This window comes from uncultured Shimia sp. (genome assembly GCF_947493595.1).
Taxonomy (GTDB): domain Bacteria; phylum Pseudomonadota; class Alphaproteobacteria; order Rhodobacterales; family Rhodobacteraceae; genus Shimia.
Map to the genome: position 1 here is coordinate 392824 of NZ_CANLRL010000001.1, position 16209 is coordinate 409032.

16 protein-coding genes are annotated in these 16209 nt (G+C 58.3%); 8 read left to right on the plus strand and 8 right to left on the minus strand.

All coding sequences use genetic code 11. From position 1 onward, the window contains the following. Positions 1-15: 15 nt before the first annotated feature. Together Q0955_RS01975 and Q0955_RS01980 are read right to left on the minus strand one after the other, a co-directional pair. A complete protein-coding gene (locus Q0955_RS01975) occupies positions 16-1089 on the minus strand; it encodes a response regulator (protein ID WP_299419208.1) in 1074 nt (357 codons plus the stop codon). A gap of 283 nt (positions 1090-1372) precedes the next feature. After that, the gene (locus Q0955_RS01980; RefSeq protein ID WP_299419210.1) at positions 1373-2248 is read right to left on the minus strand and encodes a MurR/RpiR family transcriptional regulator; all 876 of its coding nucleotides are present in this window, start codon (positions 2246-2248) and stop codon (positions 1373-1375) included. Positions 2249-2383: 135 nt separating this feature from the next. Between Q0955_RS01980 and Q0955_RS01985 the strand changes: the two genes are divergently transcribed. The 7 genes from Q0955_RS01985 (at position 2384) to Q0955_RS02015 (ending at position 10299) form a co-directional block, all read left to right on the plus strand. Then, complete coding sequence (locus Q0955_RS01985; protein ID WP_299419212.1) at positions 2384-3139, plus strand: N-formylglutamate amidohydrolase; 756 nt, start codon at positions 2384-2386, stop codon at positions 3137-3139. Then, positions 3139-3735: a TRAP transporter small permease subunit gene (locus Q0955_RS01990; RefSeq protein WP_299419214.1), complete on the plus strand. Its 597-nt coding sequence runs from the start codon at positions 3139-3141 to the stop codon at positions 3733-3735. The genes Q0955_RS01985 and Q0955_RS01990 overlap by 1 nt, the downstream gene beginning before the upstream one ends. Continuing rightward, a complete protein-coding gene (locus Q0955_RS01995) occupies positions 3735-5057 on the plus strand; it encodes a TRAP transporter large permease subunit (RefSeq protein ID WP_299419216.1) in 1323 nt (440 codons plus the stop codon). The genes Q0955_RS01990 and Q0955_RS01995 overlap by 1 nt, the downstream gene beginning before the upstream one ends. Positions 5058-5110: 53 nt before the next feature. Continuing rightward, positions 5111-6139 carry a TRAP transporter substrate-binding protein gene (locus tag Q0955_RS02000; RefSeq protein ID WP_299419219.1) on the plus strand — a complete coding sequence of 343 codons (1029 nt, stop codon included), beginning with the start codon at positions 5111-5113 and terminating at the stop codon, positions 6137-6139. Positions 6140-6221: 82 nt separating this feature from the next. Continuing rightward, positions 6222-7586, plus strand: coding sequence for a glutamine synthetase family protein (locus Q0955_RS02005; RefSeq protein ID WP_299419221.1), 1365 nt, complete (start codon positions 6222-6224; stop codon positions 7584-7586). 91 nt (positions 7587-7677) lie between these two features. Beyond that, entirely contained in the window at positions 7678-9060 is a 1383-nt protein-coding gene (locus tag Q0955_RS02010; RefSeq protein WP_299419223.1) for an aldehyde dehydrogenase family protein, read from the plus strand. Between the two features lie 93 nt (positions 9061-9153). Next, entirely contained in the window at positions 9154-10299 is a 1146-nt protein-coding gene (locus Q0955_RS02015; RefSeq protein ID WP_299419225.1) for an iron-containing alcohol dehydrogenase, read from the plus strand. On the opposite strand, the gene cobF is transcribed toward Q0955_RS02015, so the two are convergent. The 6 genes from cobF to cbiE are packed head-to-tail and all read right to left on the minus strand — an operon-like array spanning position 10296 to position 15442. Then, on the minus strand, positions 10296-11051 hold the full coding sequence (gene cobF / locus Q0955_RS02020) for a precorrin-6A synthase (deacetylating) (RefSeq protein ID WP_299419227.1): 756 nt from the start codon (positions 11049-11051) through the stop codon (positions 10296-10298). The two genes, Q0955_RS02015 and cobF, sit on opposite strands and share 4 nt — an antisense overlap. Next, the gene (gene cobA, locus Q0955_RS02025) at positions 11048-11770 is read right to left on the minus strand and encodes a uroporphyrinogen-III C-methyltransferase (protein WP_299419229.1); all 723 of its coding nucleotides are present in this window, start codon (positions 11768-11770) and stop codon (positions 11048-11050) included. The genes cobF and cobA overlap by 4 nt, the downstream gene beginning before the upstream one ends. Beyond that, a complete protein-coding gene (locus tag Q0955_RS02030; protein ID WP_299419231.1) occupies positions 11767-13086 on the minus strand; it encodes a cobyrinate a,c-diamide synthase in 1320 nt (439 codons plus the stop codon). Before Q0955_RS02030 ends, cobA begins: the two co-directional genes overlap by 4 nt. A 6-nt stretch (positions 13087-13092) precedes the next feature. Then, positions 13093-13887 (minus strand): precorrin-4 C(11)-methyltransferase, encoded by a 795-nt coding sequence (cobM, locus tag Q0955_RS02035; RefSeq protein ID WP_299419233.1) that lies wholly within the window; start codon positions 13885-13887, stop codon positions 13093-13095. After that, a complete protein-coding gene (locus Q0955_RS02040; protein WP_299419235.1) occupies positions 13884-14249 on the minus strand; it encodes a cobalamin biosynthesis protein in 366 nt (121 codons plus the stop codon). The genes cobM and Q0955_RS02040 overlap by 4 nt, the downstream gene beginning before the upstream one ends. Further along, positions 14246-15442, minus strand: a complete 1197-nt coding sequence (gene cbiE / locus Q0955_RS02045; protein ID WP_299419237.1) for a precorrin-6y C5,15-methyltransferase (decarboxylating) subunit CbiE — start codon at positions 15440-15442, stop codon at positions 14246-14248. The genes Q0955_RS02040 and cbiE overlap by 4 nt, the downstream gene beginning before the upstream one ends. On the opposite strand from cbiE, the gene Q0955_RS02050 reads away from it, so the two are divergent. Further along, positions 15441-16175 carry a cobalt-precorrin-6A reductase gene (locus Q0955_RS02050; protein ID WP_299419240.1) on the plus strand — a complete coding sequence of 245 codons (735 nt, stop codon included), beginning with the start codon at positions 15441-15443 and terminating at the stop codon, positions 16173-16175. The genes cbiE and Q0955_RS02050 overlap by 2 nt on opposite strands. Positions 16176-16209 lie beyond the last annotated feature (34 nt).

The following is a 16209-nucleotide window of genomic DNA, read 5'->3' on the forward strand; positions in this document are numbered from 1 at the left end:
GCAAACTAGTCGCGGTTAGCCAAAAGCCGCCGCGAATTTGGGGCGCTGGCCGTCATCGCTTAAGGCCTCGTGTAGCAGGGTTTCGTAAGCTCGGCGCTCCATTTCGGTTTGAAACCCGCTGGCGGGATGTAGGCGCACGGTTTTGCGCAGGTCCGCCGCAGAGGCGTTTGGCGCACGGCTTTCTATTGTTTCAGCGGCTTTCTGAAGAGCATCCAATGCGCCGCCACGGGTGAGCGTGCGCAGTTTGATTGCCTCGCCAAAGCACACGTCGTTTTGCAACCCGTCGATTTGTGTGGACGGGACGTAAGCCAAACGGTTGTTTAATTCCGCTTCCAAGCGGGGGCTGGAGTAGCCGGCGCTGCGGGGCAGCGTCCCTACAAACAGGCCGTTGCCTTTGTAGGTGACTTGCGCGTCGTTGTTGGCGAGTACGGAGAGAAGTTCGCTGCCGATGTCGGTCAGGAGCTGTCGGAAAGCCAATGCTGACAAAGACGCGTAAGCGCTTTCGATTGTGATGATTTTTGCCGCGAAGGCCTGGGTGCGCATCCGCTGCCTGCGGGGCATGTCCAGAACATGCTTTTCAAACGCCATGCAGCCGACCAGCTGGGTCACTCCGGCGATCTCAATGGGCTCGCTCAAGCTGTGAGCGGTGTTGAAAATAAGGTCTTTTTTGAGTGCGGCCATTTCAGATACGCTGGCGGTGAGTTGCTGTTGTTCGGCAACCTGGCGCTCTGCGATAGAAATGCGCGTAAACAGCTCCAAAAAATCGAACGGCTTGGTGACGTAGTCGGTGGCGCCAGCCTCAAAAGCTGCGTCAATGTATTTCTTCTGAGACATCGCGGTCAGCATCAGGATAGGCGTGCGTGTATAAGGCCGGGTCTTGCGTATTTTTTTGGCCAGTGTGATGCCATCCATAAGCGGCATTTGCACGTCCAGCAGGAAGCAATCGAATGGGACTTTGGCTTTGGCAATTGCGCGAATGGCCTCGGGTCCAGAGGTCACTGTGACGATGCTATGGTTGGTTTTGGCTGCCACTGCTTCGGACAGCAGTTCGCAGATGTGTTCGTCGTCATCAACGGCCAATATCTTCATAGTCCCAGCCCTTTCTGGTGCTGTGTCTGTGCTTTGTACCAACCTAACTCTGTCACTCACTACTGCCGACGTTCTGATCGGTCTTATAAGAGCTAGTATGTTGGGCAATTACGGTCAGAAAGGGGCGGGAATGGTGACCAGGAGGGAAAAATTAGGAATTTATTAACCTAGGTATTTAAGGGCGCGGCTGGCCATCGCATTGGGAATGCGGCAGGAATTCGGCACGATATGGCTGATTTCAATCTATGGGAGAGGGGCCATTTTGGCTTCTCGCTAGATGTGGTTAGACAAATTTTCGGAAGATCTTGGTCTGGTCAAACATGTCTTCCAGTGCGTGCATGCGATCTTCAGTTTGGTCCCAGCGGGCTTCCTGCACCGCGGCAATCAGGGTTTCTGACAAGAGCATCATTGACACGGTTGAGTCCCAAGCAGAAGGCGCCTCAATCCGACATTTGAGAGAAACGTCGGCATATTGGCTGATTGGGCTTTGCCATTGGTCAGTGATCAGAGCGATCTTGGCGCCGCGTGCCTTGGCGATTTCGGCCAGTCGTAGGGTGGAGTTTTCATAGCGCCGAATGTCATAGATCAACACCACATCCCCTTCGGAGATATCCAGCAGGTCGTGGGGCCAGGCGTTGGATGTGGAGCGGATGTGGCGCACGCGGGCGCGAATAACCTGCATGTGAAGGTGCAAATACTCGCTCAATGCGTGGGTGATCCGGCCGCCGGTGATGTAAAGCGCGCGTTTTTCATCCGCCAGAAGGGCAGTGAGCGTATCAAACTGCTCAGGATCGATATTGGCCAATGTTTGACGGATATTGCTCATCACGGCATCGGTGAAGCGGTTGAGGATGTGCGCTTCCGGTGCGCTTTGTGCCCAGCTTTCGTGTTTGGAAATTGGGTTGGAGAAGCGCGCCTCAACCTCATTGCGCAGCGCGTCCTGAAATTCCGGGAAACCCGAGTACCCCAGCTTTTGCACCATGCGGGCCACGGTGGGCGTCGAAACCGAAGCTTTGTCTGCGAGACGGGTGATCGAGCCCATGCCGGACATGGGGTAATTTTCCAAGATCACCCCGGCAAGCTGACGCTCTGCGCGGGTCAAGCTGTCATAAATCTTGTTTATGGTTTCCTGTGCGGTGTCTTTCACTGGGGGGCTCACTTACTAACTGCTACAAATGTAAGCATAGTTTCAAAGAGGTTGTCTGAGAAGAAAAAATTTCAGAATAATTATTGACAGGACGGGTGACTCTGAAGAAGTTTGTTCACAAATGTAGAATGGCACGACAGGAACAACATGACTCTAGACGATTCAGAGGCAGTGGTGGTTGAGGGCGCGATGGCGCCCTGTGATATCCTGTTTGTGTGTGAACATGCCTCCAGCAATTTCCCCTCAGTTTTTGGCGACCTTGGACTTGATGACGAAGTCCGCCAAAGTCATGTGGCCTGGGACCCCGGTGCGTTGACCTTGACCCGTGAGTTGGCCAAGCGCTTTGACTGCACGCTGGTGGCGGGGGGCGTGTCGCGCCTGTTGTATGACTGCAATCGTCCTCCGGACGCGGTGGATGCGGTCCCAGCCAAAAGCGAAATCTTTGAGATTCCAGGTAATGTGGACCTGTCTGAATCGGATCGTCTGGCGCGGGTGACACAGATCTATCAGCCGTTCAAAGAGGCGGTGGAGCAGGTGATTGAGGTGGTGCATCCAAAGGCAATTGTCACCGTGCATTCCTTTACGCCGGTCTATCACGGCAAGCAGCGTGCGGTTGAGATTGGTATTTTGCATGACCGAGATACACGCTTGGCGGACAAGATGTTGGACGCGATGTCCGATGGCCCTTTCCATACATTGCGCAACGATCCGTATGGGCCGGAACATGGCGTGACCCATTCTTTGAAGGCCTATGCGCTGCCCAACAAGCTACCCAATGTGATGCTGGAAGTGCGCAACGACCTGCTGGCGGAGGGCGCCAAGGCGGCTGATGTCACAGAGGCGTTGGCGGCTGCGATTGCACAGGGCATGGCAGAGCTACGCGAAGCCGGGGAGATTGCGTGATGCCAAAGCTTATTCGCTATTACATCCACGGGGTGGACTGGTTTAACCGTAAAGTTGGCCGATTTGTCATGTATGGCATCTTTGTCATGATGGGCATCCTGCTGTGGTCGTCTTTCTCCAAGACGTTCCTGGAGCCGTCGATGTGGACGCTGGAAATGGCGCAGTTTGCTATGGTGGCGTATTACGTTCTGGGCGGGCCATATTCGGTGCAAATGGGGTCCAACGTACGCATGGACTTGTTCTACGGCGAGTGGACCTTGCGCCAGCGCGCCATTGTCGACGCGATGACCGTCTTCTTCCTGGGGTTCTATCTGGTGATCCTGATCCACGGGGCCGTGGGCTCAAGCGCGTACTCGCTGGGGCATTTTGGCGTGGAGCCCTACACCTTCTACAAAGATCTTGTGATGGCCTACATCACCGGCGGCAAAGAGGCCGCGAGCGAGATCATTGGATATATCGAGCGCAGCCCAACGGCGTGGCGCCCCGTTCTTTGGCCGATCAAACTCATCATGGTTTTTGGCTTTATTCTTATGCTCTTGCAGGCGGTTTCTGAGCTTCTCAAAGATATCGCGCGCATCCGCGGAGTGGACTACTAATGTCTTACGAAATGATCGCCATTCTGATGTTCTCGACCATGATGCTGATGCTCATGACCGGGCAGCGTGTCTTTGGAGCCATCGGCTTTGTTGGGGTGCTGGCTGCGGTGCTGTTGTGGGGCACAGGGGGCTCTGATATTGGCTTCTCCGCCGCGATGAAGCTGATGAAATGGTATCCGCTGCTGACGCTGCCGATGTTCATTTTTATGGGCTATGTGCTGAGTGAATCCAAAATCGCCGATGACCTCTATAAGATGTTCCATGTCTGGATGGGACCCGTCAGGGGCGGGCTCGCGATCGGAACAATCCTGTTGATGGTTTTGGTTTCCGCAATGAACGGTCTGAGTGTGGCCGGCATGGCGATTGGCGCCACCATTGCTCTGCCGGAGCTGCTGAAGCGCGGCTATGACAAACGCATGGTCACCGGGGTTATTCAGGCCGGATCCAGCTTGGGTATTCTTGTACCGCCCTCTGTGGTGCTGGTGCTCTATGCAATGATTGCACGCCAGCCTGTGGGGCAGCTGTGGTTGGCAGGGGTGTTCCCTGGTCTGATGATGGCGGCGATGTTCATTCTTTATGTGGTGATCCGCTGTCGCATCCAACCTGAGCTTGGTCCGGTTTTGCCTGCGGAAGAGCGCAACATCAGCCGCGCCGAAAAGATGAAGCTCTTGCGGGCTGGCCTGCTGCCTCTGGTGATTTTTGCGACCATGATGATCCCTTTTGTGAACGGCTGGACCTCGCTGGTGGAAAGCTCGGCAATTGGCGCGATCACGGCCTTTGTCGCGGCTGTCCTGAAGGGCCGGATGACCAAAGAGGTGTTTGAGAATTCTGTGCGCAGTACGCTCGGTATTTCCTGTATGTTCATGTGGATCATTCTCGCGGCACTTGGGTTTGGCGCGGTGTTTGACGGGTTGGGCGCGGTGAAAGCCATCGACAACCTGTTCACCGAGCAGCTTGGGCTGGAGCCATGGATGATCCTGATCCTGATGCAGCTGAGCTTCATCATCATGGGCACTTTCTTGGATGATACGGCGATGTTGGTCATCGTAGCGCCGCTCTACGTGCCATTGGTTCAAGCGCTTGGCTTTGATCTGATCTGGTATGGCGTGCTTTACACGATCACCACGCAGATCGCCTATATGACGCCGCCTTTTGGCTACAACCTGTTTCTTATGCGGGCCATGGCGCCCAAAGAAGTCACCCTACGCGACATATACCGCAGCATCGTGCCCTTTGTGGCGGTGATGGTCTTGGCCCTGACCTTGGTCATGATCTTCCCGCAGATCGCACTGTGGCTGCCAAACTATGTTTACGGAAAATAACAACACAAAAGAGCGCCGCGAACGGGGCCGAAACGCAACAAGGAGAGTAAGAGATGACAACTAGACGTAAGTTTCTTCAGACCGCTGGTGTTGGCGCAATGGCCGCACCATTGGCAACCCCGGCGCTGGCTTCCAGCACCATCAAATGGCGTATGCAGACCTATGCAGGTCCATCATTGGCCGCACATGTGATCGATCCGGCGATTGAGATGTTCAACAAGATTGCGGGTGACCGCATGCAGATTGAACTGTTCTACGCCGATCAGCTGGTCCCAACCGGTGAGCTGTTCCGTGCCATGCAAAAGGGCACCATCGACGCGGTGCAGTCAGATGATGACTCCATGGCGTCGCCAACCGAAGTCACCGTGTTTGGCGGCTACTTCCCGTTTGGCTCGCGCTACAGCCTCGACGTGCCTGTGCTGTTCAACCAGTATGGCCTGAACGAGATCTGGGACGAAGAGTATTCCAAAGTTGGCGTGAAGCACATCAGTGCCGGCGCATGGGACCCATGCCACTTTGCCACCAAAGACCCAATCAACTCGCTCGCCGACCTCAAAGGCAAGCGCGTCTTCACCTTCCCAACCGCGGGCCGCTTCCTGAGCCAGTTTGGCGTGGTGCCAGTGACCCTGCCATGGGAAGACATCGAAGTTGCGGTACAGACCGGCGAACTCGACGGCATCGCGTGGTCCGGTATCACCGAGGACTACACCGTGGGTTGGGCCGACGTGACCAACTACTTCCTGACCAACAACATCTCCGGCGCATGGGCGGGCAGCTTCTTTGCCAACCAGGGCCGTTGGAACGAGCTGCCTGAAGATCTGCAGACCCTGTTCCGTGTCTGCTGTGATCAGTCGCACTACTACCGTCAGTGGTGGTATTGGGGTGGCGAAGCCAACCTGCGCGTTAACGGTGACAAAATGCAGCTGACCACAATCCCTGATGACGAATGGGCCACCGTGGAAACTGCGGCTGTGAAGTTCTGGGATGAGATTGCGGCAGAGAGCCCAACCAAAGCCAAAGTTGTTGAGATCTTCAAAAAGTACAACGCGGACATGCAGGCGGCTGGCCGTCCATACCGCTAAAACCTAGATCTCAGAGTTGAGAGAAATTCGAAGCCCCGGTTTGATGCTGGGGCTTCGGCGACACCAAGAGAAAGTGCAGCAGATGTCTGGCAATTTGACCCTAGAAGAGTTGGGCGCGCTGAGCGCCAGCGGCGAGATCGACACCGTTCTGGCCTGTATTGTGGACATGCAGGGCCGCTTGATGGGCAAGCGCTTTGTGGCGCAGCATTTTGTCGACAGTGCCTGGGAAGAGACCCACTGCTGCAACTATCTTCTGGCGACCGATCTGGAGATGCACACGGTGGAAGGTTATGCCTCCACCAGCTGGTCTGCCGGATATGGCGACTATCTGATGAAGCCGGACCTCACCACGTTGCGCAAAGCGGCCTGGTTGGAAGGCACGGCCCTTGTGATCTGTGATGTGATGGATCATCACGGGCACCATGACATTGCACATTCCCCGCGTGGCATGCTGAAAAAGCAAATCGCGCGTTTGGCGGAGATGGGCTTTGAGGCCGTATCGGCTACCGAACTTGAATTCTTTATCTTCGAGCAGAGCTTTGAAGAGCTTGGCAAAAATGGCTATCGCGACCTGACGCCGATCAGCGCGTATAACGAAGATTATCACATCCTGCAGACCACGAAGGAAGAAGGTGTGATGCGTACTCTGCGCAATACGCTTTATGCATCGGGTATTCCGGTGGAAGGCTCCAAGGGGGAAGCCGAGACCGGTCAGGAAGAGCTCAACATCCGCTACGGCAGCGCGATGGACGCGGCGGAAAACCACACAGTGTCCAAACACGCCGCTAAAGAAATTGGCTGGCAGCAGGGACACGCGGTGTCCTTCCTGCCCAAGTGGCACCATGACAAAGTTGGCTCTGCCAGCCACGTGCACCAGTCGCTCTGGACCAAAGACGGGGTTCCGGCGTTTTATGATCCGGACGCCGAACTGGGCATGTCTGAATTGGCGCGACACTATCTGGGTGGCCTGCTGAAATACGCAGACGATATCACCGTGTTCCTTGCGCCTTATGTGAACAGCTATAAACGCTTCCAAAAAGGCAGCTTTGCGCCCACCGCTAAGGTTTGGTCCGTGGACAACCGCACAGCGGCGTTCCGCCTGTGTGGCGATGGCAGCAAAGCGGTGCGCGTGGAATGCCGGGTACCGGGCGCAGATATGAACCCTTACCTTGCAATTGCGGCGATGTTGGCCGCAGGCATCAAAGGCATTGAGGAAAAATGTGATCCGGGAGCGCCGTTGACAGGCGATGCCTACGAGAACAGCAACGAAGAGATCCCGACTACGTTGAAAGGCGCAACAGATGCCCTACGTGGGTCCCAGATGTTGCGCGAAGCCATGGGCGACGATGTAATCGACCACTACGTGCGTATGGCGGAATGGGAGCAGGAAGCCTTTGAGGCGGTTGTGACCGATTGGGAGATTGCCCGTGGGTTTGAGCGGGCCTAAAGCCGGGATGAGGGGCCAGCCCCTCAAACTCCCCGGGATATTTGGTGAATGAGAAAGCGGGGCAGGTGCCCCCTCTGGATGGAGTGTTGCCATGAGCGGCATGTTGACGTGTATTTCTCCGATCGACGGATCGGTCTTTGCAGAACGCCCTGTGCTGGGCACGGATGAGGCCTTTGCTGCGGTGAAACGCGCAAAGGACGCGCAGAAAGCCTGGGCGGCGCGTCCGTTGCAGGAGCGGGTTGAGCTGGTGATGGCCGGTGTTGCCGCTGTGGGCGCGATGAACGATGAGATCGTGCCTGAGATTGCCAAAATGATGGGCCGTCCAGTGCGGTATGGCGGTGAGTTTGGTGGCTTTAACGAGCGCGCAAGCCATATGGCAAAGATTGCCGAAGAGAGCCTTGCGGACATTCAGGTGGGTGAGGACGAGACCTTCAAGCGCTACATCAAACGCCTGCCACATGGCGTGGTGTTTGTTGTCGCGCCATGGAACTACCCCTACATGACCGCGATCAACACTGTCGCGCCTGCTCTGATTGCGGGCAACACAGTGGTGCTGAAGCACGCGACCCAGACTTTGCTGGTGGGTGAGCGTATGGCACAGGCCTTCCATTCCGCGGGTGTACCAGAAGACGTGTTCCAGAACGTGTTCCTGAGCCATGACGTGACCAACGAATTGATCGCGGGCAATGCCTTTGATTTTGTGAACTTCACCGGCTCTGTTGGTGGCGGTCAGGCAATGGAGCGCGCAGCGGCGGGCACGTTCACCGGTGTCGGCACTGAGCTGGGCGGCAAAGATCCGGGTTATGTCATGGAAGATGCTGACGTGGATGCAGCGGTTGATACACTGATTGACGGCGCGATGTTCAACTCCGGCCAATGTTGCTGTGGCATCGAGCGCATTTATGTGCATGAGAGCCTTTACGACGACTTTGTCGCCAAAGCGGTGGAGATTGTGAAAGGCTACAAGCTGGGCAACCCGATGGACGAAGCCACCACCATTGGCCCTATGGCCAACGTGCGTTTTGCCAATGAAGTGCGCGCGCAGATTTCTGAGGCTTTGGAAGCTGGGGCAACTGCGCAGATCGAGACCTTTGCTGAGGATGACGGCGGGGCCTATCTGACGCCACAAATCCTGACCAATGTGACCCACGACATGCGGGTGATGCAGGATGAGAGTTTTGGTCCGGTTGTTGGCATCATGAAGGTGTCCTCAGATGAGGAAGCCATTGCGCTGATGAACGACAGTGAGTTTGGCCTGACCGCGTCGCTGTGGACGAAAGACGTCGCGCGCGCCGAGCGCGTCGGCAATGAGATCGAGACCGGTACGGTGTTTATGAACCGCGCGGACTATCTTGATCCTGGCCTGTGCTGGACTGGATGCAAAAACACCGGTCGCGGTGGTGGGTTGTCAGTGATTGGGTATCAGAACCTAACGCGACCAAAGAGCTATCACCTAAAAAAGGTGACTGTGTAAATATGGGGATCCGTTCTCTGTCAGTGCTATGAGAACGGGTAAACCGGGTGCCGGAGACAGAATGTCCCGGCATCCACATTTTGAGGAAGAACAATGACACTCACTGGAAACTGGTCTTATCCGACCGCGATCCGATTTGGGGCTGGCCGCATTGGGGAATTGGCAGAAGCCTGTGCCCAGGCCGGCATGAAAAAACCCTTGTTGGTGACCGACAAGGGCCTTGCAAACCTGCCAATCACCGTGGCCACGCTGGACTTGATGGAAGCTGCCGGGCTAGGCCGCGGTCTGTTTGCGGAAGTGGACCCAAACCCAAATGAGCTGAACTTGACAGCCGGTGTAGACGCCTACAAGGCAGGTGGGCACGACGGCGTGATTGCCTTTGGCGGCGGCTCTGGCCTCGACCTGGGTAAGATGGTGGCCTTTATGGCGGGCCAGACCCGTCCGATCTGGGATTTCGAGGACATTGGCGATTGGTGGACACGTGCGGACGCAGATGCGATTGCGCCAATTGTTGCTGTACCAACCACCGCAGGTACCGGCTCTGAAGTGGGGCGCGCCAGCGTGATCACCAACAGCGTGACCCATGAGAAAAAGATCATTTTCCACCCGAAGGTGCTGCCATCCGTGGTGATCTGTGATCCGGAGCTGACCGTGGGCATGCCACAGTTCATCACAGCAGGCACCGGTCTGGACGCCTTTGCACACTGTGTCGAAGCCTATTCCAGCCCGCACTATCACCCAATGAGCCAGGGCATCGCGCTGGAAGGTATGAAACTGGTGGTGGAGAACCTGCCGCGCGCCTATGCCGACGGCCGTGAGATTGAAGCCCGTGCCGAGATGATGAGCGCGGCGATGATGGGCGCGACCGCTTTTCAAAAGGGCCTTGGCGCGATCCATGCGATGAGTCACCCGGTTGGCGCGATGTTTAACACCCACCACGGCACCACCAACGCGGTCTGCATGCCAGCGGTTCTGGAGTTGAACGCGCCGGTGATTGCGGAGCGGTTTGACCGTGCGGCAGGCTATCTCGGCATCGAAGGCGGCTTTGACGGCTTCTGTGCCTTTGTGCAGGGCTTCAACGACAGCATGGGCATCCCACGCAAGTTGTCTGAACTGGGCGTGACCGCAGACGCAATCCCTGAGCTGGTGAAAGGCGCGTTGATTGACCCGTCTTGCGGCGGCAACCCGGTTGAGCTGACCGAAGCCAACCTGACCGCATTGTTTGAGGCGACAATCTAAGCCGATTTGCGCAACAGGTAGATATCCATAATCCACCCGTTAGAGGCCCGTGCATCCGCGCGGGCCTTTACGATTTTGGTGGAAGCCTCGGCAAGCGGGCCTTCGATCAGGATCTGTTGCTCCATTCCAACATAGCCGCCCCACCAGATGTGGATGCCGCCTGGGTCGAGGCTTTGGAACGAGCATTCGCCGTCCAGCATCACCGCCACAGTGGGTGTGTCTGCTGGCCAGCCTGCGTCGCGCAGTTTGCGCCCCGTGGTGATTTGTACCGCTCCGCCGAGGGTGTTGAGCGGGATGGCATGCGCCGCCGTCAGCATTTGCAGCGAAGTGATGCCTGGGATCACCTGCACGTTAAGCTCAATGCCGCGGGCGATCAGGCGGTCGGCAATGCGGAGCGTACTGTCATAAAGCGACGGGTCGCCCCAGACCATCAGCGCGACACTGCCGTTTTCTGGCACATGGGTGGCGATGAGATCCTGCCAGATCGCAGCAAGCGCGTCGTGCCATGTGTTCACGCCGTCGAGGTACTTCGGCGTGTTGGCATCGCGCACAGGGTAGTCAAATTCGACAATCTTTGGCGTGGTGGTGAGCAATTCACTGGCGATCATCCGACGCAGGTCAGCCAGTTCGGTTTTCTCGTCACCTTTGCGTGGCAGCAAGATCACATCGGCGCCTTCCAGCGTCTTAATCGCTTGAAGCGTCAGGTGATCGGGGTTGCCCGAGCCAATGCCGACCAAAGACAGTTGGGTCATGGGGTTTCCGCCAATTCACCAAAGAGGATGATGCCGGGGGCTTTGCTGATCTCTTTGCTGAGCTGCTCGGCCAAGGCTTCCATGGTAGTGCGGGTCAGGGTTTGATCCGGATGGGAGACGTTTTCAGCCAAGAGAGCAGGGCAGTCTCGGCGCAGGCCGGTGGTGAAGAGTTTTTCCGCCAGCTCCGGAAAGGTGCGCTTGGGCATGAACAGCACGGTGGTGGCTCCGGGATCGGTGAGCGATTGCAGGTGCAAATCGCCTGGCAGGGCGCCCGCCACATCATGGCCGGTCACAAATTGCACACGCCGCGCCACAAGCCGACGGGTGAGTGGAATGCGCGCTGCCGCAGCGGCGGCGCTGGCGGAGGTCACACCGGGGATGATCTCAAAGTCGATGCCATGCTCTTGAAGCGCGGTGATCTCTTCTTCAAGACGGCCAAAAATGCCGCTGTCACCAGATTTCAAGCGCACCACATGGGCGCCGGTCTTGGCGTAGTCCACAAGCAATTGGCTGACATGGTCCTGCTTGGGGGAGGGACGTCCGGCGCGTTTGCCCACGCCCACAAGATCTGCCTCTTTGTTGGCGTGTTCCAGGATCGGCCCAGAGGACAGATCGTCAAACAGAACCGCTTCGGCTTTGCCAAGGCGGTCCACTGCCTTGAGCGTCAAAAGCTCTGGATCTCCGGGGCCGGAGCTGACGAAACTGACAAATCCGCTCATGAGGTGGCCTCTGCAATCAGGTGGAAGAAGGTGCCGGTGACGTGGCCTTTGATGGAGCCGGTTTCCGGCACCGGGTTGCCGTCTGCGTCGCCGACTTGCGCAAGTGGTTCGTCCGGCTCTTCCAGAATGGTGGTGTAGTGGAACTCATGCCCGCGCAGGCGGGCGCCGGTGTCAAAGCCCAGCATGGGCGCGTTGAGGGTGGCCTGACGGTAGCCCAGGTGGAATTTGCGTTTCTCGTAAGACGTTACAAGGCCTAGCAGGCCTGCCATCTCATGGCGCGTGCCCTCCTTGTCGATCAGGGCTGTGCCAAGAGCCATGTAGCCGCCGCACTCGCCATGTACCGGTTTGGTCTCTGCGTGTTTGCGCAAACCGGCAAGGTAGGTTTGGTTGGTCGCGAGTTTGCCAGCGTGCAATTCCGGGTAGCCGCCGGGCAGCCAGACCAGATCGGCAGATGGATCAGGCGCTTCGTTGGCAAGCGGAGAGAATGGCAGGATCTCCGCTCCGGCGTTGCGCCAGCCGGTCAAAAGATGCGGGTAAGTGAAGCTGAAGGCGGCGTCGCGGGCCAGGGCAATGCGCTGCGCAGGCGGCTTGGGCAGGGTGCCGGTTTTGGGGTCTCCCGCGCGCGTGGCGGCTTTGATCGCGTCAAGATCGACGTGTTCGCGCAGGAACGCCGCATAGCCGGTGATGGCTTCTTCGAGGTCCGGATGTTCCACGGCTTGGATCAAGCCCAAGTGACGCTCAGGCAGAGCCAAATCGCCACGACGGGGCAACACGCCAAGGACGTTCACACCAGCCTTATCCATGCCAAGCCGGGCGAGGCGCTCGTGGCGCGGGGAGGCGCAGCGGTTGAGGATCACGCCCGCAAAGGGAAGGTCTGGATTGTAGGTTTTGAAGCCGAGCGCGGTGGCCGCAGCAGATTGCGCTTGGCCACCGACATCGATCACCAGCACCACAGGCCAGCCCATCATCAAGGCGGTTTCCGCCGAGCTGCCAAAGCCGTTTTCGCCACGCGTTGCGACGCCATCAAACAGGCCCATGCTGCCTTCGGCCACGACGATATCTGCGCCTTGTGCTTGCTCAGAAATGCCGCCCGCGAGGGACGGCGGCATGGCCCATGTGTCCAGATTAAAAGCGGGACGGCGGGCGGCTGCGTGGTGAAACGCCGGGTCGATGTAATCCGGGCCGGATTTGAACGGCTGCACTTTAAGCCCGTCTTCGGCCAATGCACGCAGAAGGCCGAGCATCACCGTGGTTTTGCCAGTGCCGGAGGAGGGCGCGGAGATCAGAATACCAGGAGGCATGGTCATTTGGGTCATCTCTCTTTAGTCATCGCCGTGTTGCCAGCTCGACCACGGGCTGTCTGCGGTCTGAGGACGGTAGCGGCGGTCATATTCGGTGGCGTAGAGGCAGCTTTCATCAAAGCCCTCACCGGCCAGTGCTGGGCCCACAAGGATCAGCGCGGTGCGGGTGATGTTTTCAGTTACGTCGTCTTTTAGGCTGGCCAATGTGGTGCGGATGACCTGCTGGTCTGGCCAGCTGGCGCGGTAGACCACGGCCACAGGACAGCCTGCGCCGTAGGCTGGTGTGAGATCCGCGATTACATTGTCCAGATTGCCAATCGACAGGTGGATTGCCAATGTCGCGCCGGTGGCGGCGAAGTTGGTGAGGGTTTCCCCTTCTGGCATGGTGGAAGCACGGCCAGGTGTGCGGGTCAGCACGACGGATTGTGCGAGGCCAGGCAGGGTCAACTCCGTTTGCAAAGCCGCGGCGGCGGCAGCAAAACTAGGCACGCCGGGCGTAACGGACACGGGAATGCCTTCGGCTTTCAGGCGGCGGATTTGCTCGCCCATGGCGGACCAAACCGACAGGTCGCCGGAATGTAGGCGAGCGACGTCTTGGCCCGCGTCATGGGCGGCTTTGCACTCAGCTACGATGGCGTCGAGGTCCAGCGGGGCAGTGTTGATCACACGAGCGTTGTCCGGGCAGTGTGACAGGATCGCTTCCGGCACCAAAGAGCCTGCGTAGAGACAAACAGGGCAATCGGCGATCAGATCGCGGCCACGCAGTGTCAGTAGGTCGGCGGCACCGGGGCCTGCGCCTATGAAATGAACAGTCATTTTGGCTCTCCTTGCGCGATGGCGCAGGTGGCTAGGCGGTCGGCGGAGACGACTCGCGGGGTGGTGAGTTTGGCATTGTCGATTAGTGCAGCCAAGGCGCAAGCTTCGGCCACAGAGCCGGTGCCGCGTTTTTCGTGTACTTTGGCGGATTGGGTCTGCGTCTCAACCGCTTGCATTGCGCTGGTGTCAATTTCTAGCACTGGCAAGTTGTGTGCTTTGGCAAAGGCTTGCAGCGTGATGCTTTGCGCCTTGTCGGCAGGTGTAGCGATGGCGTCGACATTGGCGACTGCCGTTAACGCAAGCGCATCCCGCAGGCTGTCCTCTGTTGCAGAGGCGCGAAATCCAAAACCGGCGACGATCATTTCTGTACACTCCACTGCAGGATGGGATAGCTGGACTTCCAGCCCCGCTTGCGGCCCAATGGCTTAGATTGCGCCAGTTCGATGCGCAAGAGGTCGCCGCCTTTGTTCGCGTGCCAATTGGCGAGCAGAACTTCGGCTTCTAACGTGACCGCATTGGCCACAAGACGCGCGCTTTCCGGCAGTTTGACCCAGACGGTTCGCAGCATCTCTTCGGAAATACCGCCGCCGATGAACACGGCGTCCGGCGCGGGCAGGTCTTTTAGGGCGTCCGGCGCTGCGCCGGTGACGACAGAGAGGCGGTCCGCACCAAGGCCGGCCGCATTTTGGGCAATGCGTTGTGCACGGGTTGGGTCAACTTCGACGGAGGTCGCTTGTGTGGTGGGATGTGCCAACAGCCACTCGATGGCAATGGAACCAGAGCCGCCGCCGATGTCCCAAAGGTGTTCACCGGGCAGAGGGGCCAGAGCGGAGAGGGTCAGTGCACGGATCGGGCGCTTGGTGATTTGGCCGTCGTTGTCAAAGAAGCTGTCGTCCTTGCCACCCACTGAGGTGAGCGCTGGGCCACCACAGGCATCGATGGCAACGCAGACGGGATGTTGGATGCCTTTGATATCAAAGCTGTCCGCGCGTGCCTCACGGATACGTTGACGGGGGCCGCCAAGGGCTTCGAGCACATGCAGCGTGCTTGCGCCAAACCCAATCTCCGTGAGCCATGAGGCCAAAGCTGGCGCAGCCTCTCCATCGCGTAGGGTAACAATGGCGCGTTGCCCTTTTGCCAAATGGGGGCGTAGGCGCGCAAAAGGCGCGGCGTGTAGACCAAGCGTGGTGGTGCTTTCTAGCGGCCAGCCCAAGGCGGCAGCGGCGAGTGACATGGTGGATGGCGCGGGCAAAGTGAGCCACTCACCTCTGTCTAGGTGTTTGGTCAGTGAGGTGCCTGCGCCATGCCAGAAAGGATCGCCAGAGGCCAGAGCCACGGTTTTGCGGCCGCGGTTTTGCAGCAGCAGCGGAATGCCGTCAGTAAATGGCACGGGCCATGTGATGAGCTCTGCCGATAGGTCTGGCAACAGCGACAGATGCCGTTCTGCGCCCATGACCACCTCAGCGTCTTCAAGCGCTTTGCGGCTTGCGGGCGACAGGCCATCTGGGCCATCTTCGCCCAAACCAACAATGGTCAACCACGGATTTTCAGACATGGCGCCAAAACTCCTTCTTCTCGGTGGCACAACCGAGGCCAGCCTGTTGGCGCGCACCTTGGCGGCGCACGGCGTTGAGGCCGTGTTTTCCTACGCCGGACGTGTGGCCAGCCCTAAGGCACAGCCGTTGCCCACACGGGTGGGTGGCTTTGGTGGTGTGGCTGGATTGGTCCAGTATTTGCAAGAGCATAACATCACCCATGTGGTGGACGCCACGCACCCCTTTGCCGCGCAGATGAGCTGGAACGCGTTCGAGGCCTGTCGGCAGGTTGGCACAGATTTGGTCGCGTTGACCCGTCCGGCTTGGCAGGCGCAAGCCGGAGATCACTGGAGACATGTGGCGGATATTGACGGGGCTGTGGATGCCTTGGCGGGGGAGGCCAAACGCGTGCTTTTGGCGCTGGGCAAATTGAACGTGCCCGCCTTTGCCGCGCAGCCCCAGCATCACTTTGTTCTGCGCCTTGTGGATCAGCCTGAAGTCACGCCGGAGTTGCCCCACCACACGGTTGTTGTGGCACGGGGACCGTTTGACGTGGCGGGAGATCGCGCGCTGATGCGGGAGCACGGCATCGAGGTTGTGGTCTGCAAAAACGCGGGCGGCGTTGGCGCAGAAGCCAAATTGACCGCAGCGCGAGACTTGGGTCTGCCGGTGATTATGATTGATCGGCCCGCGCTTCCGCCCCGCGATGACGTTGCGACGGCTGAGGCGGTATTGGATTGGCTCGCAGGCTGACAGGTGCAGCCGCAATTGGCTGCGCTGTTCCGTC

Bases quoted from the DNA above. Each gene is read 5' to 3' on its own strand.
- cobM (WP_299419233.1), bottom strand. From the start codon at position 13,887: ATGACTGTTCATTTCATAGGCGCAGGCCCCGGTGCCGCCGACCTACTG.
- Q0955_RS02005 (WP_299419221.1), top strand. From the start codon at position 6,222: ATGTCTGGCAATTTGACCCTAGAAGAGTTGGGCGCGCTGAGCGCCAGC.
- cobF (WP_299419227.1), bottom strand. From the start codon at position 11,051: ATGACCCAACTGTCTTTGGTCGGCATTGGCTCGGGCAACCCCGATCAC.
- cbiE (WP_299419237.1), bottom strand. From the start codon at position 15,442: ATGTCTGAAAATCCGTGGTTGACCATTGTTGGTTTGGGCGAAGATGGC.
- Q0955_RS01995 (WP_299419216.1), top strand. From the start codon at position 3,735: ATGTCTTACGAAATGATCGCCATTCTGATGTTCTCGACCATGATGCTG.
- Q0955_RS01975 (WP_299419208.1), bottom strand. From the start codon at position 1,089: ATGAAGATATTGGCCGTTGATGACGACGAACACATCTGCGAACTGCTG.
- Q0955_RS02050 (WP_299419240.1), top strand. From the start codon at position 15,441: ATGGCGCCAAAACTCCTTCTTCTCGGTGGCACAACCGAGGCCAGCCTG.
- cobA (WP_299419229.1), bottom strand. From the start codon at position 11,770: ATGAGCGGATTTGTCAGTTTCGTCAGCTCCGGCCCCGGAGATCCAGAG.
- Q0955_RS02010 (WP_299419223.1), top strand. From the start codon at position 7,678: ATGAGCGGCATGTTGACGTGTATTTCTCCGATCGACGGATCGGTCTTT.
- Q0955_RS01990 (WP_299419214.1), top strand. From the start codon at position 3,139: ATGCCAAAGCTTATTCGCTATTACATCCACGGGGTGGACTGGTTTAAC.
- Q0955_RS02000 (WP_299419219.1), top strand. From the start codon at position 5,111: ATGACAACTAGACGTAAGTTTCTTCAGACCGCTGGTGTTGGCGCAATG.
- Q0955_RS01985 (WP_299419212.1), top strand. From the start codon at position 2,384: ATGACTCTAGACGATTCAGAGGCAGTGGTGGTTGAGGGCGCGATGGCG.
- Q0955_RS02040 (WP_299419235.1), bottom strand. From the start codon at position 14,249: ATGATCGTCGCCGGTTTTGGATTTCGCGCCTCTGCAACAGAGGACAGC.
- Q0955_RS02015 (WP_299419225.1), top strand. From the start codon at position 9,154: ATGACACTCACTGGAAACTGGTCTTATCCGACCGCGATCCGATTTGGG.
- Q0955_RS02030 (WP_299419231.1), bottom strand. From the start codon at position 13,086: ATGACCCAAATGACCATGCCTCCTGGTATTCTGATCTCCGCGCCCTCC.